Consider the following 23,874-nt stretch of genomic DNA (forward strand, 5'->3'; position numbering starts at 1 on the left):
ACCATGCTGACTTTTATCGTCCGCGGCGCCCTGCGCCATCCATGGTGGATCGCGCTGCTCGCCACGCTGCTGCTCGTGGTCGGCGTCGCCCATCTGCGCACCGCGCGCTACGACGTGTTTCCCGACTTCGTGCCGGCCGAACTCACCATCCAGGTCGAGTCGCCCGGCTTCACCGCGCTGCAGGTGGAGCAGCGCGTCACGCAGCCGATCGAGAACGCCGTCAACGGCGGCACCGACGTCGACGTGGTGCGCTCGCAGTCGATCCAGGGCCTGGCCGTCATCACGGTGGTCTTCAAGGAAGGCAGCGATCCGTTCCGCGACCGCCAGCTGCTGGCCGAGCGCATCGCCGAAGCATCCGCGCGCCTGCCGCAGGGCGTGCAGGCGCCGACCATCAGCCCGATGGTGTCCTCCACCATGGACCTGCTGAAGTTCGGCCTGCTCAGCGACAAGCTCGATCCGCTCGCCTTGCGCTCGCTCGCCGACTGGACGGTGAAGCCGCGCCTGCTGGCGGTGGCTGGCGTGGCCGACGCCACCGTGTTCGGTGGCGGCGTGCGCGAGTGGCAGGTGCGCGTGCATCCGGATCGGCTGGCCGCCTTCGGATTGACGCTGGAAGACGTGCGAGCGGCTGCCGCGGCGGCAAGCGGCGTGCGTGGCGCAGGCTATGTGGACACGCCGGCGCAGCGCGTCGTGCTGGAAGCCGATGGCACGCTCGCCACGCCAACCCAGCTCGGCCAGGCGGTGATCACGCAGCACGCGGGGCGCAACGTCACGCTCGCCGATGTGGCGGATGTCGCCGAGCAGGCCGCGCCTGCCTTCGGCGATTCGCGCATCATGGCCAGGCCCGGCGTGCTGGTCGCACTGAACAGCCAGTACGGCGCCAATACGCTGGAAGTCACCCACGCGGTGGAAGCCGCGCTGGACGAACTCAAGCCGATGCTCGCCGCGCAGGGCGTGACCCTGGTGCCCGCGCTGCATCGCCCGGCCACCTTCGTGGAAGTGGCGCTGGCCCGTATGCGCGGCGCGCTGCTGCTCGGCGCGGTGCTGGTGCTGGCCGTGCTGGTGCTGTTCCTGCGCGACTGGCGCACCGCGCTGATCTCCTTCTTCAGCATTCCGCTGTCGCTCGCCTTCGCCGTCATGGTGTTTCCGTGGTTCGGCTGGACCATCAACACCATGACCCTGGGCGGCCTGGCGGTGGCGCTGGGCGTGGTGGTGGACGACGCCATCATCGACGTGGAGAACGTGATGCGCCGCCTGCGCCGCGCCGGCTCCACCGCGGTGCGTGCGGAAGTGATCCTCGACGCTTCGCTGGAAGTGCGCCGTCCGGTGGTGCTGGCCACCGTGGTGGTCGGGCTGGTGTTCCTGCCCATCCTGCTGCTGCCCGGCCTGCAGGGCAGTTTCTTCGCGCCGCTGGCCGGCGCCTTCCTGCTGGCGACGTTCGCCTCGCTGCTGGTGGCGCTCACGGTGACGCCCGCGCTGTGCCTGTTGCTGCTGCGCGCCGACCGCCGCCATCGCGAGCCGCGCTGGCTCAAGCGCGCCAAGCTGGCGCAGCACCGGCTGCTGGAGCGCGCGCTGCCGCATGGCCGCGCGTGGTTGATCGGCGCCTTGCTGCTGGGCGCGGCGGCGGTGGCGGTGCTGCCGCTGTTCGGCGCGGCGCTGCTGCCGGAATTCCGCGAAGGGCATTTTGTGATCCAGCTGCAGGGGCCTGGCGGCACCTCGCTGGAGGAGATGGCGCGCATCGGCGAGCACATGGGCAAGGACGTGCTGGCGATTCCCGGCGTGGCCACCGTATCGCAGCAGGTCGGCCGCGCCGAAGCGGTGCAGGACACCTGGCCGCCGAATCAGAGCGAATTCCACGTCGAGCTGAAGCCGGGCCTGGGCGCGGCCGATCAGGTGCGCATCGAAACCGCGTTGAAGAACGTGGTGGATGGCTATCCGGGTTTCAGCGGCGAGGTGGTGACCTTCCTCGGCGACCGCATCGGCGAATCGCTGTCCGGCGAAACCGCGCCGGTGACGATCAGCATCTACGGCAACGACCTGGATACGCTCGACCGGCTCGCCGACAAGGTGAAGCAGTCGATGCAGTCTGTGCCCGGCAACGGCAGCGTGCGCTTATCCGATACGCCCACCGTGCCGACCCTGCGTATCGCACCGCAAGCGGAACGCCTCGCCGCCTACGGCCTGCGTATGGCCGACGTGCTCGATGCGGTGGCCGCCGCACACCAGGGCGTGGTGGCGGGCGAAGTGTTCGACGGGGTGCAGCCGATCGCCGTGCGCCTGCGGCTCGATCCTTCGGCGCAGCGCGATCCGGAGACGGTGGGCCAGCTGCTGCTGCGCAGTCCCGCCGGACGCAACGTGCCGCTGTCCGCCGTGGCCGATACCGACCTGCTCGAAGGCCGCGCCAACGTGCTGCACGAAGGCGGCCGCCGCCGGCTGGTGCTGGCGGTGTATCCGGCCACCGCCGACGTGGTCGGCTTCGTCGACCAGGCGCGCGCCGCGCTTGCGAAGAGTGTGCCGCTGCCGGCCGGCTATTACCTCGAATTCGGCGGCACCGCCGAAGGCGCTGCGCAGGCGCGCCACGACCTGCTGCTGCATGGCGGGCTGGCCGGCGTGGGCATCGTCGCGCTGCTGCTCGCCGCGTTTCCGGACCGGCGCAGCGTGGCCCTGGTGCTGGCCAACGTGCCGTTCGCGCTGGTGGGCGGCGTGATCGCCGCGGGCCTGGCCGGCGGCGTGCTGTCGATCGGTGCGCTGGTGGGTTTCGTCACGCTGTTCGGCATCTCCGCGCGCAACAGCATCATGCTGGTCTCGCACTACGAGCACCTGGTGAGCGTGGAGGGCGCGCACTGGAATCGCCACACCGTGCTGCGCGGCGCGCGCGAGCGGCTGACGCCGATCCTGATGACCGCCCTGGTGACCGCGCTGGGCCTGCTGCCGCTGGCGCTGGGCAACGGCGAACCGGGACGCGAGGTGGAGGGGCCGATGGCGATCGTGATCCTCGGCGGCCTGGCCAGCTCCACCGTGCTCAACCTGCTGGTGCTGCCGGCGCTGGCCGGGCGCTATCTGCGCCTGGCCAGGCCGTAGCGTTCAGCGCACCGGCTTGGCCAGGCGCAGCAGGTCGGCGCCGTAGCCGGCTTCCTCGTAGATCTTGCGCGCGCGCTCGTTGCCGGGGAACACGGCCAGGGTGATCAGGTGGCAGCGGTGTTCGCGCGCCCAGGTTTCGGCGTGGTCGAGCAGGGCGCGGCCGACGCCCTGGCCTTCGTGGGTCTGCGCGACGGCGAGGTCGGAGATGTGGCAGTTCACGCGCCCGGTGAAGTAGTCCTGGGTCTTCTGCAGGTGGACGAAGCCGACCGGGTGGCCGTCTTCGTCTTCGGCGACGAACAGGAAGCTGTTGGCGGGTTGTTCTTCCAGGTGGCGCGAGAGGTCCTTGCGGATGCCGTCGATGCATTCGTGGCGTTTGCGCCAGTTCGGCAGGTGGAAATCGACGAAGCGGGGGACCAGGCCGAGGATGAAGTCGTCGTCGTCTTCGGCTAGACGGATCAGGAACGAGGGGTCGCTCATGCGCTTGGGCGTGTTGGGGGCCGGGGGTCGGTTCTACACCCGGAGTGTGGGTGGGCGGAAGTACCGCCCGGGGGCTCGTCATCCCGGCGCAGGCCGGGATCCAGTGACTGTATCGCTCGGTTGTTGCGCTGAGGCGTGGGTGTCTCGCCTTTGGCGAGGGTTTCGTGCCGCTGCCGCGGCCCGAGTTACTTCTTCTTTGCGTGCCCAAAGAAGAAGTAACCAAGAAGAAAGGGCACCCTGCTTGGCGCCCTCAGCAGCTGCGCTGCTGAGGGTCCGTGAGGGCTGGCCGGGCTTTTTGACAGGGCATCCATGCCCTGATCAAAAAGGCGGGGACATCGTGTCCCCGCCCCCCTGCGGGGGCCTTTTCGTCCAGCCCTCACCGCCGGCGCCAAGGGGCCCGGTAGATCAAGAGCAACAGCGGAACGCCGCGGCTGCGCCGCGAGCTCTTCGCCGGATTTTCGCCCCGCCTGTCATCCCCCTCTCCCCTCCGGGGAGAGGGCCGGGGTGAGGGGCCGGCCGGAGCGGTGAGCTAAAGCCCACCGCAACCTGAGCAGCACGACAGCCTCAGCCAATCCCCGGCAGCGTGCCCACGCCCGCTTCAATCGCCGCCTTGTGCGTCAGGCAACGCGGCAGCATCCGTGCGAAGTAGAACGACGCCGTGTCGCGCTTGGCCTGCTTGAACGCTTCCGGCTGGCCGCTCGCATTCGCCGCGGCAACGCTGCGTGCCCACAGATAGGCCAGCGTGGCGTAGCCGGAGTAGTACAGGTAATCGATGGCGGCGGCGCCGAGTTCCTCCGGATTGCCCTGCACGCGCGCGGCCAGGGCCAGGGTCAGGTCGGCCCATTCCTTGGCGGTCTTGGCCAGGGGGGCGATCAGCGGGAGCAGGGCGGGGTCCTGGGCGTGCTGCTGGCAGAAGGCCTGGATTTCCTGCAGGAACAGCTTGAAGCCGGCGCCTTGCAGCTGGAGGATCTTGCGGCCCAGCAGGTCGGCGGCCTGGATGCCGGTGGTGCCTTCGTACAGGGTGATGATGCGGGCGTCGCGCACGAACTGCTCCACGCCGCTTTCCACGATATAGCCGTGGCCGCCGTAGACCTGCAGCGCTTCCTTGGTCGACTCCTGCGCCAGCTCGGTGACCAGGCCCTTGGCGATCGGAATCAGGAAGGCGACCAGGTCGCTGGCGTTCTTGCGCGTGGCTTCGTCGGTGGCGCGCGCTTCCACGTCGGTCTGCAGCGCGGTGTACAGCAGCAGGGCGCGCGAGCCTTCCACGATGGCGCGCTGGGTCAGCAGCATGCGGCGCACGTCCGGCTGCACCAGCAGGTTGTCGGCGGGCTTGTCGGGGAACTTCGGACCCGACAGCGCGCGGCCCTGCAGGCGCTCGCGCGCATAGTTCGAGCTGTTCTGCAGCGCGCGCTCGGCCAGCGCCAGGCCCTGCACGCCGACGCCCAGGCGCGCGGCATTCATCATGGTGAACATCGCGGCCAGGCCCTTGTGCGGCTGGCCGATCAGGTAACCCTCGGCGGCGTCGAAATTCATCACGCAGGTGGCCGAGCCGCGCAGTCCCATCTTGTGCTCGATATTGCTGGCCACCACGGTGTTGCGCGCGCCCAGCGAGCCATCCGCATTCACCTTGAACTTCGGCACGATGAACATCGAGATGCCGCGGCTGCCGGCCGGCGCGTCGGGCAGGCGGGCCAGCACCAGGTGGATGATGTTCTCGGCCAGGTCGTGCTCGCCGGCGCTGATGAAGATCTTGGTGCCTGTGATCTTATAGGCGCCGTCCTTGTAGCTGCCGTTGTCGGCGGGTTCGGCGCGCGTCTTCAGCAGGCCGAGGTCCGAGCCGGCCTGCGGCTCGGTCAGGCACATGGTGCCGGTCCAGCGGCCTTCGACGATGGGCTTGAGGTAGGTGTTCTGCTGTTCTTCGGTGCCGTGCAGCTCCATCGCGTGGCAGGCGCCTTCGGACAGCAGCGGGTACAGGCTCCACGACAGGTTGCCGGCCTGGAAGATCTCGGTGGTGGCGGTGCCCACCGTATTGGGCAGCGCCTGGCCGCCGAAATGCTCGGCCTGGGTCAGGCCGGTCCAGCCGCCTTCGGCGAAGGCCTTGAAGGCTTCCTTGAAGCCCTTGGGCGTGGTCACCGTCTGCGTGGCCTTGTCGTACTTGCAGCCTTCCTCGTCGCCGCTGGCGTTGAACGGCGCGAGCAGCGCCTCGCTCAGGCGGCCGGCTTCTTCCAGCACCGCGTCGAGCAGGTCGCGCGTGTGGCCTTCGCCGCCCTGCAGCCTGGTCAGGGTCGCTTCCGCGCCCAGCACGTCGTAAAGGGCGAAGCGCAGATCGTCGAGGGGAGCCTTGTAGATGGTCATTGCGGGTTCCTGCTTGGAATGCGGTGATGAAATGGGTGAAAAGCGCGGCGCTTGCTCAGCGCCAGGTGTTGGCGATGCCCGGCACCGGCGAGAGCCAGTCGTTGCCGTGGAATTCGAAATCGCGGGCCTGGTCTTCCTGTTCCGGCTTGGCGCTGGCGCGGCCCACCACGCTGTACGGCACCGAGCCGCCGCTGCCCTTGGCCGCCGCCGCGGCGAGCGCCTGGCTCATTTCCGGCGTGGGCAGCACAGTGACGCGGGTGATGTCGCCGGCGAAGGCCGGGATGTCCAGGTCGAACCTGGCATGCAGGCGCACCGGCACCAGCTCGGCCAGCTTCAGTTCGCCGTCGACCGAGCGGAAATTCATGCCGCCGTAGCTGTTGTTCTGGATGCGCACGGTGAGCTGCCACTGCCCGTCCGGCCGCACCGTCATCTCCTGGATGCTGATGGTGGGCGGGAACACGCTCTTGCGCGGCGGGCCGCAGGCGACCATCCCCAGCGAGAGCAGGCCAAGCAACAGCAGCAGCGGGATCAGGCGGTACAGCCGACGCGACATGGCCACTCCAAACGATCGTTTGAATGGCGATTCTGCCATGAGAAGGGGAACGGGGAACAGGGAACGGGGAGCGGGGAACGGGGAGCTTGTAGACCGATGTGAGGTGGGGCTCGCGATTTCCTTCATGTTCCCCGTTCCCTGTTCCCCGTTCCCTGCTCCCCCCCGAACAAGGCATCATCCCCATTTCCCCGAGCCAGGTCCCTCCCCATGTCCCGTCGTTTCGTCGCCCGCCGCTCCCCCATCCACGGCAATGGCGTATTCGCCACCGCGCCGATCAAGAAGGGCGAGGAGATCGTCGAGTACAAGGGCACGCTGATGACGCACCAGGACGCCGACGTGATGTACGGCGACGGCGGCGAAACCGGCCACACCTTCCTGTTCACCCTCAACGACGAATACCTGATCGACGCCAACCGCAAAGGCAATACGGCGCGCTGGATCAACCACAGCTGCGACCCCAACTGCCAGGCCCTGGTCCTGGAAGCCGAAGGCGACGACCGCCGCAAGGACCGGGTCTTCATCGAAGCCATCCGCAACATCAAGCCCGGCGAAGAACTCACTTACGACTACGGCATCATCCTGGACGTGCCCCACACCGCCCGCCTGAAAAAGGTCTGGAAGTGCCTGTGCGGCTCCCCCAAGTGCATCGGCACCATGCTGAAACCCAAGCACGGCCGCTGAGCCCCGCAGGCCAAGAAAAAAAGCCGCGTGCGGAACACGCGGCTTTTTTCATGCCCGTACGCAAGCGATGAGCCCCTCTTGCAGCGCAGAAAGCAAAGGCCAAGCTCAGTCCTCGATCGACCTTCCGCCCCTCGCTCCGCCCGGCCCCTCACCCTGCCCTCTCCCCGGAGGGGAGAGGGGTGATGGCGTGAGGTGTGCAGGAACGAAGAACCAAAGCTGGCCGCAGTCCTTGAACATCCTCTTCGCAACGGCACGTTGAAGCACCCGCTACGTAAACGCACTGTGGTTTCGTGTAGACCCAGGTTAATCAGGCTACCGCAGCCGCCCACTGCTCCTTCTAGTCGCGTCGCGAGCCTTGGCTCTCAGGCCATTCTCTCTTTGGTTACTTTCTCTTTGGGCCAGCAAAGAGAAAGTGACTCGGGCGCCGGCAGGCGTCCGAAATGCCCGCTGCATAAGCGGCCCATTCGCGATAACGCGAAAACCAAGCGATACCGTTGCTGGATCCCGGCCTACGCCGGGATGACGAGTAGGGGGTGCCGAGGCAGGCCCCCCACACGCCATGCACACGCGAGAAATCCTCCCTATACTCCCCCGAGTGCCTGCTATGGGGGCTGGCACTCACCCACAAGGACGGAACCATGGAAAAGGAACAGAACTACTACGCCGCGCCGCAATCCGCCGTGGCCGACGTCGGGGGCTACTCGCAACAGGATCTCGAATCGCGCAAGGCCACGCGAGGCCAGCGCCTCGGCGCAGCCCTGCTCGACGGCCTGATCGTCGGCGTAGGCGCCGTGCTGGTCGGCATCGGCGGCGCGGCAGCCAGCAAGGGCGAGGGCGGCATCGTCGCGGTGGCGGTCGGCTTGCTCATCATCCTGGGCATCTTCGTCGTCAACTGCGTGCTGCTGCACCAGAACGCGCAGACCATCGGCAAGAAAGTGCTCGGCATCAAGATCGTGCGCAGCAACGGCGACCGCATCGGCCTGGGCCGCATCATCGGCATGCGCATCATCCCGATCAGCCTGCTCGGTGCGATTCCCTACCTCGGCGGCTTCATCTCGCTGGCCGACTCGCTGGTGATCTTCGGCGCCGAACGCCGCTGCCTGCACGACATGATCGCGGACACGATCGTCATCACCGACTGATGCTGGACACCCTTCGGCAGATCGAAACGCCCGAAGGGGTGTTTCTACGCCTGCGCGCGGCCGGCGCACTGCCGCGCGCGCAGGCGTGGACGATCGATTTCGTGCTGCGCATGCTGGTGTTCTGGGCCGGCATGATTCCCTTGTCGCTGCTCGGCCGGGCCGGCGCGGGCGTGGGTGCATTGCTGATGTTCGTGCTGATGTGGGCCTATGCGGTGGTGTGCGAGGTGTGGTTCGGCGGACAGACGCTGGGCAAGCGCGCCATGGGCCTGCGCGTGGTCAGCGCCGACGGCGCGCCGGTGACCCTGGTGCCTTCGGTGCTGCGCAACCTGCTGCGCGTGGTGGACATCCTGCCGGGCGTATACGCGGTGGGGCTGGCCAGCACGCTGATCGATCCTTATGGGCGGCGTCTGGGCGACGTCATCGCCGGCACCCTGGTGATCCACGGCGGCGAACTGCCGGCCGGCAGCCAGGTGCCCAGCGTGGCGCCGGTGGCGCCGCCGCCGGGCCTGGCCGCGGACGAGCAGGCGGTGATCGTGGAATTCGCCGAGCGCTGCGCGCAGCTCACGCCGCAGCGCCAGCAGGAACTGGCCGACCTGCTGCAGCCGCTGACCGGCTGCACCGGCGAAGCCGGCGTGCAGCGCCTGCTCGGCTATGCCAACTGGCTGCTGGGGCGCGCATGAAGCAGGAACGGTTCGTCGCCCTGCATCGCGAGGCATGGAACGAGCTGCAGCACTGGCTCGATCTGGTCGAGCGCAAGCAGCGCCAGGCTTTGCGCAGTCCGCGCGCCGGTGGTTTTCCGGCCGAATACCGCCGCCTGTGCCATCACCTGGCGCTGGCGCGTGCGCGCGGCTACAGCCGCGAAGTCACCGACCGCCTGCAGCGCATGGTGCAGCAAGGCCATCGCCTGCTGTACCGCCCGCCGGCGCCGCGCTGGCATCGCGCGCTCACTTTCCTTATCGCGGGTTTTCCGCGGCTGGTGCGCAGCGAATGGCGCTGCATGGCAGCCGCGGCGGTGCTGTTCTTCGGGCCGGCGCTGTTCTGCCTGATCGCGCTGCAGTTCCATCCGGAGTGGGCGCATTCGATCTTCGGCAGCGGGCAGCTGGCCGAATTCGAGAAGATGTACGACCCGAGCAACGACAAGATCGGCCGCAGCAGCGGCACCGACATGGCGATGTTCGGCACCTACGTGATGAACAACGTCAGCATCGCGTTCCGCACCTTCGCTTCCGGCCTGGTGCTGGGCGTGGGCGCGGTCTACGTACTCGCCGCCAACGGCGTGATCATCGGCGGCGTCGCCGGCCATCTCACCCAGATGGGCTACGGCGGGCCGTTCTGGCGCTTCGTGGCCGCGCATGCCGCGTTCGAGCTCACCGCGCTGGTGATCGCCGGCGGCGCGGGCCTGCGGCTGGGCCTCACCTTGCTGGCGCCGGGGCGGCAGCGGCGCGGGCCGGCGATGGTGGCGGCGGGCTGGATCGGCGCGCAGCTCGCGCTGGGCGCGTTCGCCATGCTGCTGGTGGCCGCGGCGATCGAGGCGTTCTGGTCGTCGATCGCCTGGTTTCCGAATGTATTGAAGTTCGGCAGCGCCGCGCTGTTGTGGGTGCTGGTGATCGGCTGGCTGTGGCGCGGCGGCGCGGAGGGCGGCGATGGAGCTTGAACGCATCACCGTGGCCCTGCGTCCGCGCACGGCGCGCGAGGCGGTCGACCTCGGCGCGGCCATGCTGCGCGCGCATGCCAGAACCGTGTGGTCCGCGTGGTTCGCCTTCAGCCTGCCGGTGGCGGCGCTGTGCATCGCCCTGGGCTGGCTGCTGCACTGGCCCTGGCTGGCCACGCTGCTGATCTGGTGGCTGCTGCCGCTGTTCGACCGCGTGCCGCTGTACGTGCTGTCGCGCGCCGTGTTCGAGCGCGCGCCGCGCTGGCGCGAGACGCTGCGCGGCCAGCGCCAGTGGCGCTGGGGCGGCACCATCGCCTCGATCACCTGGCGGCGCATCGACAGCCATCGCGCGCTGCGCCTGCCGATGGAATTGCTGGAAGGCCTTGCGGGCAAGCAGCGCGGCGAACGCTGGCGCGTGCTGCGGCGGCCGATCGGCACCGAGGCCTCGTCGCTGGCCTTCGGCTGCCTGGAACTGGTGCTGGTGATCTTCCTCGGCCTGTTCCTGTCGGTGGTGCTGTTCATTCCGGCCGAGCTGATGCCCGACTGGGTGCGCGGCTCGGTGGGCGGCGTCGCGCGGCGCACGCCCGAAGTCACCGGCGCGCTGATCGCCGGCGTGGCCTACCTGGCCTGGAGCGCGATCGAGCCGCTGCACGTGGCCGCCGGTTTCGCGCTCTATCTCAACCGCCGCACGCAGCTGGAAGCCTGGGACGTAGACCTGGCCTTCCGCCGCCTGCGCGACCGCTGGCTCGCCGCCGGCCGCGCCGCCGCCGTGCTGCTGCTGGCGCTGGTTTGCGCCTGTCCGCACGGGGCCTGGGCGCAGAAGGTCGCGGCGCCCAAGAAGGAAGAAGCGCCGGTCACCCGGATCGAAGATGCCTTCGCCGTGCCCGCCAGCAACAGCGACAAGCGCTTCGCCACCGCGGCAGCGGAAGCCTTCCGCGATCCGCGCTTCGGCGGCGCGCACAAGGACCACACCTGGGTGCCGCGCAACTGGTCGTGGAATCCCAAGCCGGTCCAGCTCGGGCGCTCGCCGTTCGAAGGCTTCGGCAATGTGCTGGCGATCGGCGTAAAGGGTTTGCTGACGCTGCTGCTGATCGGCCTGATCGTCGCCATCGGGGTGTATGTGATCCGGCGCGCGCGCATGCCGGTGATCGCGGCGCACACGCGCGGCGACGCGAAGCTGGACACGCACCTGGAAACCATCGAGGTGCAGGAGGTGCTGCCGGACGACCTGGCCGGCGCCACGCACCGCCTGTGGAGCGGCGGACACCGCCGCGAGGCGCTGGCGCTGCTCTATCGCGGCTGCGTCGAACAGGTGGCGGCGGCGCTGCAGCTGCCGGTGGAACAGGACGCCACCGAGGCGGACTGCCTGCGCAGCGCGCGCCGGCTGGGCGACACGCAGCGGCGCCAGCGCGCCGAGGCGATCGTGCGCGCGTGGCAGTACGCGGCTTACGCGGACCGCTATCCGCGCGACGAGGATTTCGCCCGCCTGCTCGACGGCTGGCCCGCGCGGCACGGGAGCGCGGCATGAATCGCGCGCCGGTGCTGGTGATCGTGCTGGCTTCCGTGCTCGCGGTCGGCCTGATCGGTTTCTTCACCCTGTTCGAGCGGCAGGAAATCACCGTGCCGGCGGAGGCGAAGGGCGAGGCGAAGTACAACCGCTTCTTCGCGCTGGAACGTACGCTGGCGAAGCTCGGCATTCCGGTGAGTTCGGTGGCCACGCTGTCGCCGAGCCGCGTGCCGCTGGGCGAGAACGACACGCTGGTGCTGGGCGACGGCCTGGAACGCATCGGCGTGGATGACGCGCAGCACATCGCCGACTGGGTCAACGCCGGTGGCCACCTGGTGCTGGCGCCGGGCCCGGCGGACGATGCCGCGCATACGCCGCTGCTGGAGGCGCTGGGCGGGCTTTCGTCCAAGCGCATGGAAGAAGGCTGCGACCGGCTGAGCACGGATGTGCCGGACAAGAGCGAGGCCAGTTTCGTGCTGTGCGGCCCGCGCTTCCTGCTCGACGACGAAGCCGGCGAGAACGCGGACCTGCTGATCGGCGACCACCAGCGCGGCTACTCCTTCGCGCGCTACTACGCCGGCGACGGCGAAGTGAGCCTGCTGTCCGACCTGGCGCCGCTCTCCAACCGCGAGCTGAGCCACGCGGCGCAGCAGCGCTTCGCCCTGCGCGTGCTGGCGCCGTCGGAGGAGCGGCACGTGTGGCTGCTCTACGCGCTGGACGGTCCCTCCTTCTGGCTCGCGCTGTTCACCCGCGGCTGGCCCGGCCTGCTCGCGCTCACCGTGCTGCTGCTGGCCTGGATGGCGATGCGCAGCGCGCGGCTGGGCCCTCTGATGCCGGCGCCGCCGCTGCAGCGCCGTGCGCTGCTGGAACATGTGCAGGCGGCCGGTGAATTCCTCTATCGGCGCGACGCGGGCCTCGGCCTGCACGCGCTGGCCTGCCGCGCCGCGCTGGCGCGCGCGCGGCGGCAGGATCCGTCCTGCGCCGAGCTCGAAGGCGAGGCGCTGTACGAACGCCTGGCCGACCGCCACGGCGTCGATCCCGCGCAGCTGGCGCGGGCCTTCCAGATCCCCGCGAACGCCAACGCATTCCGCGAAAGCATCACCACCCTGGCGCGACTCAGGAGCCGCCCATGACTACCGAATCGCCTTCCCCCGCCCTGGCGCCGGAGCCGCCGGCCGCCGCCGTGTCCGCGCTGCCGTTCGACCAGCTGATGGCGCGCATCGCTTCGCTGCGCGAGCAGGTGGCGCGCGCCTTCATCGGCCAGGAGCAGGTGTTCGACGAAGTGCTGCTGGCCCTGCTGGCCGGCGGCCACGTGCTGATCGAAGGCGTGCCAGGCCTGGGCAAGACCCTGCTGGTGCGCGCGCTCGCCGCCGCGGTGAGCTGCAGCTTCGGCCGCGTGCAGTTCACGCCGGACCTGATGCCGACCGACGTCACCGGCCATGCCATCTACGACCCGAAGGCCGAGCGCTTCCAGATCCGCCGCGGCCCGGTGTTCGCCAACCTGCTGCTGGCCGACGAGATCAACCGCGCGCCGGCCAAGACCCAGGCCGCGCTGCTGGAATGCATGCAGGAAGGCCAGGTGACCATCGAAGGCCGCCGCTTCCCGCTGCCGGCGCCGTTCATGGTGGTGGCGACGCAGAATCCGATCGAGCAGGAAGGCACCTATCCGCTGCCGGAAGCGCAGCTGGACCGCTTCCTGATCAAGGTGCTGATCGACTACCCGACATTGGACGACGAGAAGCGCATGGTCGACGAGGTGCTGAGCGGCCGCGTCGCCGCCGACCTGGACGTCTCGCGCGTCAACCCGGTGCTGAGCCAGCCCGAGCTGCTGGCGCTGCAGCAGGGCGTGGCCGAGCTGCGCGTGGACGCGGCGGTGATCGACTACGCCGTGCGCATCGCGCGCGCCACCCGCGAATGGCCCGGCGTGCTCGGCGGCGCCGGTCCGCGCGGCGGCCTGGCGCTGGTGCGCCTGGCGCGCGCGCAGGCGGTGCTGGACGGCCGCGACTTCGTCACCCCGGACGACGTGCGCGCGGTGGCCCTGCCCGCGCTGCGCCATCGCCTGCTGCTGGCGCCGGAAGCGCTGATCGAGCGCCAGCGCCCGGACGACGTGCTGAAGGCGCTGCTGCACAAGGTGGCCGCGCCCCGCCAATGATGCGTCCGGCTTCCACCCTGCTGTGGCTGCTGCTCGGCTGGACCGCGCTGGGCGTGCTGGCCGCGATCGGCTGGCTGCCGCTGGCGGCGTGGCTGGCGTTTGCCGCGCTGCTGGCCGCCGCCGCCGCGCTCGACGCGCGCCAGCTGCGCGCCGAACCCAGCCCCGTGCTGGGCCGCGAATTGCCGCCCGTGGTGCCGTTGGGACCCGAGCTGGTGGTGGGCCTGCGCCTGCGCCCGCAAGGCAAGCGCACGCTCGCGTTCGAACTGCACGACCTGCATCCGGGCGGCTGGCCGGTGCGCGGCATGCCGCGCCAGTTGAGCTTGCCGCCGGGGCGCGAGCTGGCGCTGGATTACGCGCTGACGCCCACCGGCCGCGGCCGCTTCGATTTCGCCGGCAGCCATCTGCGCCTGCGCTCGCCGTGGCGGCTGTGGACGCAGCGTCGCACCATCGGCGAACCGGCCAGCCTGCGCGTGTATCCGAACTTCGCGCCGCTGGCGCGCATGGCGGGCCTGAGCGTGGAAGTCGCCTCGCGCAGCGTCGGTGCGCGGCTGCAGCGCCGGCGCGGCGAAGGCACCGAATTCCACGAGCTGCGCGATTACCGGATCGGCGACAGCCTGCGCAAGATCGACTGGAAGGCCACCGCGCGCGTGGCACGGCTGGTGTCGCGCGAATACCGCGACGAACGCAACCAGCAGGTGGTGCTGCTGCTCGACTGCGGCCGCCGCATGCTGGCGCAGGACGACCGCCTGGCGCATTTCGACCACGTGCTCAATGCCTCGCTGGCGCTGGCTTATATCGCGCTGCGCCAGGGCGATTCGGTCGGCATGCTGGCCTGCGCCGGCGAAGACCTGCGCTGGATGCCGCCGCAGCAGGGCAGCGGCGGCATGGACATGCTGCTGGGCGCGGGCTACGACCTGCAGCCCAAAGCCGTGGCGACCGACTACCTCGCCGCGGCGAGCGCGCTGCAGGCCAGGCAGCGGCGGCGCGCCTTCGTGGTGCTGGTGACCAATGTGCGCGACGAGGACGACGAAGAGCTGCGCATGGCGGTGCGGTTGCTGTCGCGGCGGCACCTGGTGCTGGTGGTGAGCCTGCGCGAGCTGGCGCTGGATCAGGCGGCGGCGACGGTCGATCACGAGCTGGATACGGCGATCCGCGCGGCCGCGGCCATGGATTACCTCGCGCAGCGCGATGCGATGCACGACGCGCTGCGCCGCGAAGGCGTGGCGATGCTGGACGTCAGCTGCAATGAGTTGTCGGGTGTGCTGGTGGAGCGGTATCTCGCCGTGAAGCGGGCGGGGCGCCTTTAGTCTCCACGCCGCCGCTGCTTTGCTCCCTCTCCCCTCCGGGGAGAGGGCCGGGGTGAGGGGCCGGGCGGAGCGATGAGTGGAGGGTCGAGAAAGACTTAAGAGCTTTTCTTCGCGCCGTAGAACGACTGTCGCTAGAGCGACCCCTCATCTGCCTGCCGGCATCTTCTCCCCGGCGGGGAGAAGAGTTTCGAATTGGAAGGTTCGAATTACGTATCGTCGCCGTAATCAATCGAAACAATCTCCACCTTCAGATCCCCCGCCGGCCGCTGCCACGTCACCTCCTCACCGACGCGCGCTCCGATCAACGCCCGCGCCAGCGGCGACACATAACTCACCAGGCCATGCTCCACATCCGCCTCGTCCTCGCCGACGATGCGGTAGGCATGCTCGCCTTCCTGCGCCGAATCCACCGTCACCCCGGCGCCGAACGCCACGCGGTCGCGCGGCTGCTGCGCCAGGTCGATCTCGATCGCACCGGCCACGCGCGCCTTCAGCCAGCGCAGCTCGCGCTCCACCGCGGCCAGCTCGCTTTGCTGCGCCAAGGTCGGCTCGCCGGTCTTCAAGGCATCGCGCCGCGACTGCGCGGCGTCGAGGCGTGCGCGCAGCTGTGCAAGTCCGCGCGGGGTGACGTAGTTGGGATGTTCGCTCAGCGGGATTTCCGGCAAGGCGTCGCCCGCGTCGTCGCTGTCCTTTACGAAGGCACGGCTCATGATTCCTCCCGCGCTCCGGTATGGCGGAGCGCTCGCGTGGTTCTTCCATGTAGATGGCGCCGTCGCGGTGCCCGCTCAAGCGCCTGGTGGCCGATTGATGTGAAGGAGCCGTCAGTCCTCCTCCACGTGCGGCTTCCACGCCTCGCTGAGCTGCTTCTGCACCGGTGGCGGCACCGGTTCGTAGTGGCTCAGGTCCAGGCTGTAGCGGCCGCGTCCGCCGGTCACAGCCTTCAGCTCGGAGGGGTAGTCGATCAGCTCGGCCAGCGGCGCCTGCGCCTTGATCACCAGCTCGCCGCCGCGCTGCGTATCGGTGCCCAGGATGCGCGCGCGCTTGCCGGCCAGGCCGCCGGTGACGTCGCCGACATTCGCTTCGGGAATGGCCACTTCCACGTCCACGATGGGTTCCAGCACGATCGGCCGCGCCTTGCCCACCGCGTCGAGAAAGGCCTTTTTGCCAGCGGAGACGAAGGCCACTTCCTTGGAATCCACCGGATGGTACTTGCCGTCGTACACGGTCACGCGCAGGTCCTGCATCGGATAGCCGGCCACCGCGCCGTTCTCCATGGCCTGGCGCACGCCTTTCTCGATCGCCGGCAGGAACTGGTTGGGAATCACGCCGCCTTTCACTTCGTCGACGAACTGGAAGCCCGCGCCGCGATCCAGCGGTTCCACGCGCAGGAACACTTCGCCGAACTGGCCCGCGCCGCCGGTCTGCTTCTTGTGGCGATGGTGGCCTTCGGCCCGGCTGGCGATGGTTTCGCGATAGGCCACGCGCGGCGGGTGGGTCACCACTTCCACGCCGTAGCGTTCCTTCATGCGTTCGAGCATCACCTTCAGGTGCAGGTCGGACAGGCCGCGCACCACGGTTTCGTTCAGTTCCTTGTGGTGCTCCACGCGGAAGCAGGGGTCTTCCTCCGACAGCCGCGTCAGTGCTTGTGAAAGCTTCTGTTCCTGGCCCTTGTGCTTGGGCTCCAGCGCCAGGCCGAACATCGGCTGCGGAAAACGCAGCGGCGCGAGGTGGATCAGGTCCTCGTCGTGCGAATCGTGCAGCACGGCATCGAAGTGGATTTCCTCCACTTTCGCCACCGCGGCGATATCGCCGGGAATGGCCTGCTCGATCTCCACATGCTGCTTGCCGTTGAGGCGGAACAGATGGCCGACCTTGAACGGCTTGCGCCCGTCGTCGATGAACAACTGCGTATCGCGGCGGATCGTGCCCTGCCACACGCGGAATACGCCGAGCTTGCCGACGAAGGGATCGTTGACGATCTTGAACACGTCCGCGACCACGTGCCTGGCCGGATCGGCGCCGACTTCAATGGTTTCGTCTTTCAAATTGAGGAAAGGAGGCGGATTGCCTTCGGACGGATTCGGCAGCAATCGCTCGGCCAGCTCCAGGAACTCGGCCACGCCCGCGCCGGTGCGCGCGCTGACGAAGCAGACCGGCACCAGATGCCCTTCGCGCAGGCATTGCTCGAACGCATCGTGCAATTGCTGCGGCGTGAGCGCTTCTTCGCCGGCATCGAGATAGGAACCCATCACCGACTCGTTGATTTCCACCACCTGGTCCAGGATGCGCTGGTGCGCTTCGGCCAGCGAGGAGAAGTCGGTGGCGCCATCGCTGTGGAAGAAACAGTCCAGCACCTTCGCGCCGCCATCGGCGGGCAGGTTCACCGGCAGGCATTCGGAGCCGAACTCTTCGCGCAGCGCTTCGGTCAGCGCTTCCAGGCGCGCGACGTCGGTGTCGATCTTGTTGATCACCAGCACGCGGGCCAGGCCGCGCTCCTTCGCGCGCTCCATCATGCGGCGGGTGCCGTACTCGATGCCGTTGGCGGCATTGACCACGATGGCGACGGTCTCCACCGCGGCGAAGGCGAACAGCGCGGCACCGCGGAAATCCGCGTAGCCGGCGGTGTCGATCAGGTTGATATGGCAGCGGGGCAGGTCGATCGCGGCGAGGCAGCTGTCGATGGAGTGGCCGCGCGCCTTTTCCTGGCTGTCGGTGTCGGACTGGGTACTGCCGCGTTCCACCGAACCTTGCGTCTGGATGGCGCCGCCTGCGTGCAGCAGGGCTTCGAACAAGGTGGTCTTGCCGGAGCCGGCATGGCCGGCGAGTGCGATGTTGCGGATGGTTTCCGTGTTGTACGACACGATGCGACCCTCCTCTGCTGAAGCCGGAGGCGCGGGTCCTGCGGTCGTCGACAGTCGGCGCCGCACGAGGCCGCGACTGCGGCTGACGATGGCGGGGCGTCATGGCGAGTCCGGGCGTCGGGGACGCGGGGGCGGTCATGGCGGGACACGGCGCGGGGCGCCGTCCGCATAGCCTTGAGCGAGGGGGCGGCCGGGTCAAGCTGCAGCGCGGGGAACCACGACCGATGGGATTTGTCTTGGATGGGTTGCACGCGGACCATCCGCGCTTTCGCCCGCTTCAAGGTCACCGCCATCGAACACGCACCGCAGGTCGAACATCACCGCTGGAACGCGCCTGACGGGCGCGAGCGTGGCCTGGCCCCGCTGGACGGTCCGACCCGTGCCCTGCTGCACGAGCTGCGCTGGCGCCGCCAGCCGCGCGACCGGCGGCGCTTCTGGGCCGGCATGGGCCTGGCCCTGGTGCTGCACCTGCTGTTCATCGGCGTGACCTGGTGGGAAATGCAGCCCCGGCCCGGCGAGCCGCTGCCGCCGCCGCGCGCCGGGGATGCGCTGCAGGTGCGCTTTATCCCGCGCGGCATGCCGCGCTCCGCGCCGCCGCCGGTGGAGGCCGCGCCCCCGCCGCCGCCCGCGCCGCGCGTGGCGCCCGTGCGCGAGCCGCCGGCCAGGAACGCGATGACGGCCAGCCTGCCCACCCCGGCGCCGGCCCCGGCGGCAAGTGTCGCTGCCCCGGCGCCGCGCCTGTTCGGTGCGGATGGCCGGCCCCTGCTCCCCACCGCGCAGCCGGCGGCGGCATCCAGCGCCAGCTATGTCGAGCGCGGCGTGGTCGGCGACAGCAAGGTGATGCGCCACGACAACCCGGTGAAATACCAGGCCACGCGTTTCGACCAGGACTGGAACAAGGGCAACGCCCTGGACAGCGCCTTGAAGCGCGTGGTCGACGCGACCACGGTGAAGAAAACCGTCACCCTCGCTCCCGGCCTGCGCATCCACTGCGCGGTGGCGCTGGCCGCGCTCGCCGGCGGCTGTGGCGGCGATCCGCCCGCGCCGCCCTCGGCGAAGGACGGTGACGAGCGCCTCAGCATGGCGCCGGCGCGCTCGCTGGCGCCGCCGCCGAATCCGCCCGAGCCGCCGAGCGACGAGGAATGCATCCGGATCTACCGCGACGGCAAGCCGCTGCCGCACGGCTGTCCGGTGGATACGCCCAATCGCTCGGTGGATGCCGAACTGAAGATGCACGCGCCGAAACCGCCGCAACCGTAGCAGCCGTAGGTTGGGGTGAGCCAAAGGCGAACCCCAACACCGCAAGCGCCACGCGCGCCGTCTCGTTGGGGTTCGCCCTTGGCTCACCCCAACCTACGCCTGCCGCAGGCACGCCCGCTACACTGCGCGCCATGTCGTCGCCTCCCCAGGATCCCTCCCGCGTCACGGTCGCGCTGCCTTCGCCGCGCGAGGCGGCCACGCGCGCGGCGGTCTACCGCAATCGGCGCAAGGATCGACCGCGCGACCGCCTGCTGCGCGTGCTGGGCCTGGTCGGCACGCTGCTGGTGCATCTGATCGTGCTGTTCGGCGCCATCCTGGGGCCGGCGTACGACCTGGTCGAGCCGGCGGAAGAGCACAGCGCGCCGCTGCAGGTGCGGCTGATCGAGAAGAAGAAGGACGAACCGCCGCCGCCGCCTCCGGTGCGCGGCACGCCGCCGAAGGAAGTCGGCCCCGTGCGCAAGGCCGGCGGTGCGCCGGCGGTGGCGCGCACGCGGCGCGAGAGCAGCAGCTCCACCCGCGTCGAAGCCGATCTCGCCCCCGTGCCGGTGCCCGCGGTGGAAACACCCGTCATCGTGGTGAAGGCCCGCCCCAGCGCACCCAAGCCCGAACCGGTCGCGGCGCCGCGACCAGCCGTGACCTTGCCCAAGCCCGCCCCGGCGCCGGAACTGCAGCCCGTGCCGACCAGCGCGGAGCCGCCGCAGGTCACGCTCGACACGCCGCCCGCGCCGCAGCCGGTGCCCCCGAAATTCCAGCCCGAGCCGGTGCGCAAGGCGCAGGCCGAAGGCAGCGCGCCGATGCCGCCGCCGGCTTCGCTGGCCCTGCCGGACGTGCCCGCGCAGTCCGCGCCGCAGGTGAGCGCGCCGACCGTCGCGATGGAGCATGCGGTGCCCAAGCCCACGCCGCCGAGCCCGCCGCAGGCGATCCGCGCCGAGACCGTCGCCGCGCCCACCGAACCGGAACTGCAGGCCGTGCCGTTGCCCGCGCAGGCGGCGCCTACGGTGAACCTGCAGGCGCAGTCCGCCACCACCGCGGTGGTGCCGCGCGAACAGCAGCGTATCCAGGCGCCGTCGATCCGCGTCGCCGAAGCCGAACTCGAAGCGGTGCCGCTGCCGGAGAACGCGCGCCCCAGCCTCGACAAGCCGCAGGCGCCGCCGGTGCAGACGGTGTCGCCGCAATCCGTGGCGATCGACAACAAGCCCGCGCTGGAGCGTCCGCAGATCCAGCCGTCGCCGTCGTCCGCCGAAGCCTCGACGTCTTCCAGCGAGCAGGCCGCGCCCGCGCAGAGCCAGGCCGCCAGCTCCACCGCCGGCCCCAAGGCCAGCGCGCCCGCCGGTAAAACCGCCAGCGCCGAGAGCGGCAAGAGCAGCGCGCCGAACGCCACGCCGCAAGGCAGCGAGAGCGGCGCGCCGGGCGCATCGCCCAACGGCGTGGCGTCTTCGCCCGGTGGCCCCGGCAAGAGCGGCCTGAATCTGTCGCTGCCGCCGGGGCAGGGCAATGGCCAGGGCAACGGGCAGCAGGGCAAGGGCGAGGGCCAGGACGGCCTGGCCGGCAACTACATCCAGCTGCAGCCGCGCGGCAATACGGAAATCATGGAGCACCGCGCGCCGAACATCGGCTACAAGTCCACGCGCTTCGAAAAGGACTGGACGCCCGAAGGCGAAAGCTCGATCGACACCGCGCTGCGCCACGCGGTGGAGAAGACCACGGTGCGCCACACCTTCCACCTGCCGCGCGGCGTGCGCGTCGAATGCGTGGTGATGCCGCTGTTCCCGGTCGGCCTGTTCGGTTGCGGCAATGGCGATCCGCCGCCGAAGCCGGTGGACGACAAGGTGTACGAGCGCATGGTGCTGGCGCCGGCCAACCCGCTGGTGCCGCCGGCGCCGGCGGCGTCCGCGGCAACCGTGGCCGCGCCGATCAAGCTCGATAACAGCGCGCAGTGCGCGACGGCGAAGGTGAGCGGCGGGCCGCTGCCGCCGGGGTGCGTGGACGATCGGTTGCCGGCGGGGCGTGCGGCGCCGGCGAAGGCGACGAGCTCGTCGTGGGTGCCGGCGAGCGATCAGTTTCACTGACGATTTTCGCGAAGCACCACACTTCTCCCTCTCCCCTGCGGGGAGAGGGCGGGGTGAGGGGGCGGGGCTCGCGGGAGCGTTTCTAAGAGCGAAAAGAAGTTCGAGGCAAGGCGTCAGCGTTTCGCTCCGCCCGGCCCCTCACCCCAACCCTCTCCCCGAAGGGGAGAGGGGGTACGTCGAGGGTTACTTGAAGTTGATCGCCACGCGCGCAAACCACGAAGCGCCATTCAAGCCGAACTGCACGGCTTCGTACTTGAAGCCATTGTCCGTCTCGTTCGGATCCTGCTTGCTCGGAAACTTGTCGAAGATATTCGAGCCGCCCACCGTCAACTTGACTTGATCGTTGAAGTGATAGGTCAGCGCGACGTCGGCCGAGGTCTTGTCCGCGTAATGCTGGTTCGGCACCGGCGGTCCGCTGAAGGTGCCCAGCGTCATCGGCCCGAAGTAAATGAACTTCCAGCTCGCTTCCCATTGGCCCAGCGCATAGTCGAAGCCCAGGATCGCCTTCGAACTCGGCGCGCCGTCCTCCAGGAACAGCCGCTCGCGGTCCGACAGCAGCACGTCCTCGCGGCCGGCCAGCGCGGGCGGGGCGTGGATCTTCTTGACGCGGGTGAACGAGCGGTTGAAACCGAAGTTGGTGCGCAGCGTGCCGCCGCCCAGGTCCATGCGGTGGCTGGCGGTGAAGTCCAGGCCCTTGGTGCTGGTGTCCACCGAGTTGACGAAGAACTGCGCCTGGCCCACGCCCAGCTGCTGCAGGATGCCGCCGATGTTCGGGTCGGTGGTGTCGAAGCGGCCGCTGAGCACGATGCGGTCGTCGATATCGATGCGGTAGCCGTCCAGGGTGAACTGCAGATCGTTGCCGGGTGACCAGGTGGCGCCCAGCGTATAGCTCTTGGACTTCTCTTCCTTCAGCGGCGGAATGCCCGCGGCATTGGCGATGGTGCCGCCGTTCGGCGCCAGCACCACGTCCACCGGCTGGCCGCTCACGAAGTCGGTGAAGGTGGACGAGAACCAGCGCTGCTGCAGCGACGGCGCGCGGAAACCGGTGGACACGGAGCCGCGCAGCAGCAGCTTGTCGGTGGCGTGGAAGGCGCCGGCCAGCTTGCCGGTGGTGGTGGAGCCGAAATCGCTGTAGTGCTCGTAGCGCACGGCCGCGTCGGTGAGGAAGCGTTCCGTCCAGTCGGTTTCCACGTCGGCATAGGCCGCATAGCTGTGGCGGCTCTGGTTGGTGGCGTCGCCGGGCTGGAAGCCGGGAAAGCCCTGGCTGCCAGCATTGCCGCCGCCGGGGCCGTCGGCGTCGATGTACGAGCCGCGTTCGCCGGGCGTGATGCGGTAGTTCTCGCGGCGGTATTCCGCGCCGAAGGCGATGTTGAGGCCGGCCAGGATGTCGCCGTAGTAGCGCGACAGATCCAGGTTGGTGGTTTCCTGCTCGAACGAGAAGCCGCCGGCATGGAAGCGGTTGGGGCTCAGGCCCGGGCCGCCGGTGAGCAGGTCGGCATTGGCGATGGAGGCGTTGAGCGTGTTGCTGATGATGTCCTGCAGCGCGTTGTAGCCGTAGGTCTGCGAGAGATCCGCGCGCCAGTCGCCGAAGTTGTCCCACACGCCGAGGATGGCGTAGCGGTCCTTGATGGCGCCGTTGATGTACGGCACGAAGCCGTCCGGATACATCGCCGCCGAGTTGCGCGAAGGAATGTCGTCCGAGCCGATGCCGCCGCGCGCGAACGCCGCCGACGAAGCCGAACGGTTTTGCACGCCGCCGGTGAAATACAGATGCGCCGATTCCGCCACCGGCACTTCGCCGTTGACGTACAGGGTTTCGTTGTCGACCTTGGTGTCGCCGATGGTGCGCGGATCGCCCGGGTCGGAACGGTTGGAACGCCCGCGCTTCTGCCACTCGCCGGTGATGCCCACGCTGCCGCCGTTGTCGAAGCGGAAGCCGCAGTACGCCGAGGTGAGGTAGTTCTTGCCGTCGCCGCGGGTGTATTCGCCGAAGCCCGCCACGCTTTCGCAGCCGGGGCTTTTCTTCAGCACGATATTCATCACGCCGGCGATGGCGTCCGAGCCGTACTGCGCGGCGGCGCCGTCGCGCAGCACCTCCACGCGCTCGATCGCCAGCGCGGGAATCGCATTGAGGTCGGTGCCGGTATTGCCGCGGTTGCGCGCGCCGAACAGGTTCACCAGCGCCACGCTGTGGCGGCGCTTGCCGTTCTCCAGCACCAGGGTCTGGTCCGAGCCCAGGCCGCGCAGCGCCGCCGAGTCGACCAGGTCGGCGTTGTCCGAGCCGGTCTGGCGAACCGAGGTGAACGAGGGCACGGTGTACTGCAGGTTCTGCGCGAGATCGAATTGCGGGCTCTGTTCGGCCAGCTTCTGCATCGGGATGACGTCGACCGGCACGGGCGTTTCGGTCTCCGAACCGCCGATGCGGCGCGAACCGAGCACCGTCACGCCTTCGAGATTGGTGGCTTTCTTCTGGTCCGCCGACGGTGCGGCCGGATTCTGTGCGGTGCTGCCATTGCTGGCGTCCTGTGCCGCCGCCGTAGCGGCGAAGCCGGCCATGGCCAGCGCGATAGCGGTGCACAGCAAGGTCTTGCGCGAATAATGCATCCCACCCTCCCCGGTGTAGTGAATCCCCCCGGAGAGCGAGACTAAGCGACGCACGCCGCGCGTGAAAACCTGCGCAGCGCACATTTGTGCGATGTCAGCCATGCGCAAGCTTTGATGAAGGCCGGCGTAGGTTGGGGTGAGCGCAGCGAACCCCAACGTTGCGCGGTGTTGGGGTTC

Annotated in this window: 17 protein-coding genes; 11 read left to right on the forward strand and 6 right to left on the reverse strand. The window is 69.4% G+C overall.

Annotated features, from left to right (window positions below; all coding sequences use genetic code 11):
• The first annotated feature begins 3 nt into the window (after positions 1–3).
• A complete protein-coding gene (locus FHW85_RS07420; RefSeq protein WP_168647844.1) occupies positions 4–3,078 on the forward strand; it encodes an efflux RND transporter permease subunit in 3,075 nt (1,024 codons plus the stop codon).
• Positions 3,079–3,081: 3 nt separating this feature from the next.
• Here the strand turns inward: FHW85_RS07420 and FHW85_RS07425 are convergent, their stop codons facing one another.
• The 3 genes from FHW85_RS07425 to FHW85_RS07435 form a co-directional block, all read right to left on the reverse strand.
• Positions 3,082–3,555, reverse strand: coding sequence for a GNAT family N-acetyltransferase (locus tag FHW85_RS07425; protein ID WP_167258380.1), 474 nt, complete (start codon positions 3,553–3,555; stop codon positions 3,082–3,084).
• A gap of 564 nt (positions 3,556–4,119) precedes the next feature.
• A complete protein-coding gene (locus tag FHW85_RS07430) occupies positions 4,120–5,910 on the reverse strand; it encodes an acyl-CoA dehydrogenase C-terminal domain-containing protein (protein ID WP_168647845.1) in 1,791 nt (596 codons plus the stop codon).
• A 55-nt stretch (positions 5,911–5,965) separates the two neighbouring features.
• On the reverse strand, positions 5,966–6,463 hold the full coding sequence (locus FHW85_RS07435; RefSeq protein WP_168647846.1) for a hypothetical protein: 498 nt from the start codon (positions 6,461–6,463) through the stop codon (positions 5,966–5,968).
• Between the two features lie 207 nt (positions 6,464–6,670).
• Here FHW85_RS07435 and FHW85_RS07440 point away from each other — a divergent pair, with 207 nt between their 5' ends.
• The 8 genes from FHW85_RS07440 to FHW85_RS07475 all read left to right on the forward strand — a co-directional run bounded on the left by FHW85_RS07440 (position 6,671) and on the right by FHW85_RS07475 (position 14,903).
• Positions 6,671–7,144, forward strand: a complete 474-nt coding sequence (locus FHW85_RS07440) for an SET domain-containing protein-lysine N-methyltransferase (protein ID WP_168647847.1) — start codon at positions 6,671–6,673, stop codon at positions 7,142–7,144.
• Between the two features lie 638 nt (positions 7,145–7,782).
• Entirely contained in the window at positions 7,783–8,286 is a 504-nt protein-coding gene (locus FHW85_RS07445; protein WP_167256380.1) for an RDD family protein, read from the forward strand.
• On the forward strand, positions 8,286–8,966 hold the full coding sequence (locus FHW85_RS07450; protein ID WP_167256382.1) for an RDD family protein: 681 nt from the start codon (positions 8,286–8,288) through the stop codon (positions 8,964–8,966). The genes FHW85_RS07445 and FHW85_RS07450 overlap by 1 nt, the downstream gene beginning before the upstream one ends.
• On the forward strand, positions 8,963–9,940 hold the full coding sequence (locus FHW85_RS07455) for a stage II sporulation protein M (RefSeq protein WP_167256384.1): 978 nt from the start codon (positions 8,963–8,965) through the stop codon (positions 9,938–9,940). Before FHW85_RS07450 ends, FHW85_RS07455 begins: the two co-directional genes overlap by 4 nt.
• The gene (locus FHW85_RS07460; protein ID WP_168647848.1) at positions 9,930–11,465 is read left to right on the forward strand and encodes a DUF4129 domain-containing protein; all 1,536 of its coding nucleotides are present in this window, start codon (positions 9,930–9,932) and stop codon (positions 11,463–11,465) included. The genes FHW85_RS07455 and FHW85_RS07460 overlap by 11 nt, the downstream gene beginning before the upstream one ends.
• Complete coding sequence (locus FHW85_RS07465; protein WP_168647849.1) at positions 11,462–12,577, forward strand: DUF4350 domain-containing protein; 1,116 nt, start codon at positions 11,462–11,464, stop codon at positions 12,575–12,577. The genes FHW85_RS07460 and FHW85_RS07465 overlap by 4 nt, the downstream gene beginning before the upstream one ends.
• Before the next feature lie 77 nt (positions 12,578–12,654).
• A complete protein-coding gene (locus tag FHW85_RS07470; protein WP_243868125.1) occupies positions 12,655–13,596 on the forward strand; it encodes a MoxR family ATPase in 942 nt (313 codons plus the stop codon).
• Complete coding sequence (locus tag FHW85_RS07475; RefSeq protein ID WP_167256773.1) at positions 13,596–14,903, forward strand: DUF58 domain-containing protein; 1,308 nt, start codon at positions 13,596–13,598, stop codon at positions 14,901–14,903. Before FHW85_RS07470 ends, FHW85_RS07475 begins: the two co-directional genes overlap by 1 nt.
• A gap of 206 nt (positions 14,904–15,109) precedes the next feature.
• Here the strand turns inward: FHW85_RS07475 and FHW85_RS07480 are convergent, their stop codons facing one another.
• Positions 15,110–15,613, reverse strand: coding sequence for a GreA/GreB family elongation factor (locus FHW85_RS07480; RefSeq protein WP_168647850.1), 504 nt, complete (start codon positions 15,611–15,613; stop codon positions 15,110–15,112).
• 111 nt (positions 15,614–15,724) lie between these two features.
• Positions 15,725–17,764, reverse strand: a complete 2,040-nt coding sequence (fusA, locus tag FHW85_RS07485) for an elongation factor G (protein ID WP_168647851.1) — start codon at positions 17,762–17,764, stop codon at positions 15,725–15,727.
• A gap of 240 nt (positions 17,765–18,004) precedes the next feature.
• Between fusA and FHW85_RS07490 the strand changes: the two genes are divergently transcribed.
• A complete protein-coding gene (locus FHW85_RS07490) occupies positions 18,005–19,024 on the forward strand; it encodes a hypothetical protein (protein ID WP_246866691.1) in 1,020 nt (339 codons plus the stop codon).
• 131 nt (positions 19,025–19,155) lie between these two features.
• Positions 19,156–21,093 carry a hypothetical protein gene (locus FHW85_RS07495; RefSeq protein ID WP_168647852.1) on the forward strand — a complete coding sequence of 646 codons (1,938 nt, stop codon included), beginning with the start codon at positions 19,156–19,158 and terminating at the stop codon, positions 21,091–21,093.
• A gap of 183 nt (positions 21,094–21,276) precedes the next feature.
• Here FHW85_RS07495 and FHW85_RS07500 read toward each other — a convergent pair whose 3' ends face one another.
• A complete protein-coding gene (locus FHW85_RS07500; protein WP_168647853.1) occupies positions 21,277–23,697 on the reverse strand; it encodes a TonB-dependent receptor in 2,421 nt (806 codons plus the stop codon).
• Between the last annotated feature and the right edge of the window lie 177 nt (positions 23,698–23,874).

This window comes from Dyella sp. SG609, from assembly GCF_012275375.1.
GTDB lineage: Bacteria > Pseudomonadota > Gammaproteobacteria > Xanthomonadales > Rhodanobacteraceae > Dyella_D > Dyella_D marensis.

Excerpts from the sequence above, each read along its gene's own strand:
- FHW85_RS07430 (WP_168647845.1), bottom strand. The coding sequence starts at position 5,910 with ATGACCATCTACAAGGCTCCCCTCGACGATCTGCGCTTCGCCCTTTAC.
- FHW85_RS07460 (WP_168647848.1), top strand. The coding sequence starts at position 9,930 with ATGGAGCTTGAACGCATCACCGTGGCCCTGCGTCCGCGCACGGCGCGC.
- FHW85_RS07450 (WP_167256382.1), top strand. The coding sequence starts at position 8,286 with ATGCTGGACACCCTTCGGCAGATCGAAACGCCCGAAGGGGTGTTTCTA.
- FHW85_RS07470 (WP_243868125.1), top strand. The coding sequence starts at position 12,655 with ATGGCGCGCATCGCTTCGCTGCGCGAGCAGGTGGCGCGCGCCTTCATC.
- FHW85_RS07495 (WP_168647852.1), top strand. The coding sequence starts at position 19,156 with ATGTCGTCGCCTCCCCAGGATCCCTCCCGCGTCACGGTCGCGCTGCCT.
- FHW85_RS07500 (WP_168647853.1), bottom strand. The coding sequence starts at position 23,697 with ATGCATTATTCGCGCAAGACCTTGCTGTGCACCGCTATCGCGCTGGCC.
- FHW85_RS07465 (WP_168647849.1), top strand. The coding sequence starts at position 11,462 with ATGAATCGCGCGCCGGTGCTGGTGATCGTGCTGGCTTCCGTGCTCGCG.
- FHW85_RS07480 (WP_168647850.1), bottom strand. The coding sequence starts at position 15,613 with ATGAGCCGTGCCTTCGTAAAGGACAGCGACGACGCGGGCGACGCCTTG.
- FHW85_RS07445 (WP_167256380.1), top strand. The coding sequence starts at position 7,783 with ATGGAAAAGGAACAGAACTACTACGCCGCGCCGCAATCCGCCGTGGCC.
- FHW85_RS07425 (WP_167258380.1), bottom strand. The coding sequence starts at position 3,555 with ATGAGCGACCCCTCGTTCCTGATCCGTCTAGCCGAAGACGACGACGAC.
- FHW85_RS07475 (WP_167256773.1), top strand. The coding sequence starts at position 13,596 with ATGCGTCCGGCTTCCACCCTGCTGTGGCTGCTGCTCGGCTGGACCGCG.
- FHW85_RS07455 (WP_167256384.1), top strand. The coding sequence starts at position 8,963 with ATGAAGCAGGAACGGTTCGTCGCCCTGCATCGCGAGGCATGGAACGAG.
- FHW85_RS07420 (WP_168647844.1), top strand. The coding sequence starts at position 4 with ATGCTGACTTTTATCGTCCGCGGCGCCCTGCGCCATCCATGGTGGATC.
- FHW85_RS07440 (WP_168647847.1), top strand. The coding sequence starts at position 6,671 with ATGTCCCGTCGTTTCGTCGCCCGCCGCTCCCCCATCCACGGCAATGGC.
- FHW85_RS07490 (WP_246866691.1), top strand. The coding sequence starts at position 18,005 with ATGGGTTGCACGCGGACCATCCGCGCTTTCGCCCGCTTCAAGGTCACC.
- FHW85_RS07435 (WP_168647846.1), bottom strand. The coding sequence starts at position 6,463 with ATGTCGCGTCGGCTGTACCGCCTGATCCCGCTGCTGCTGTTGCTTGGC.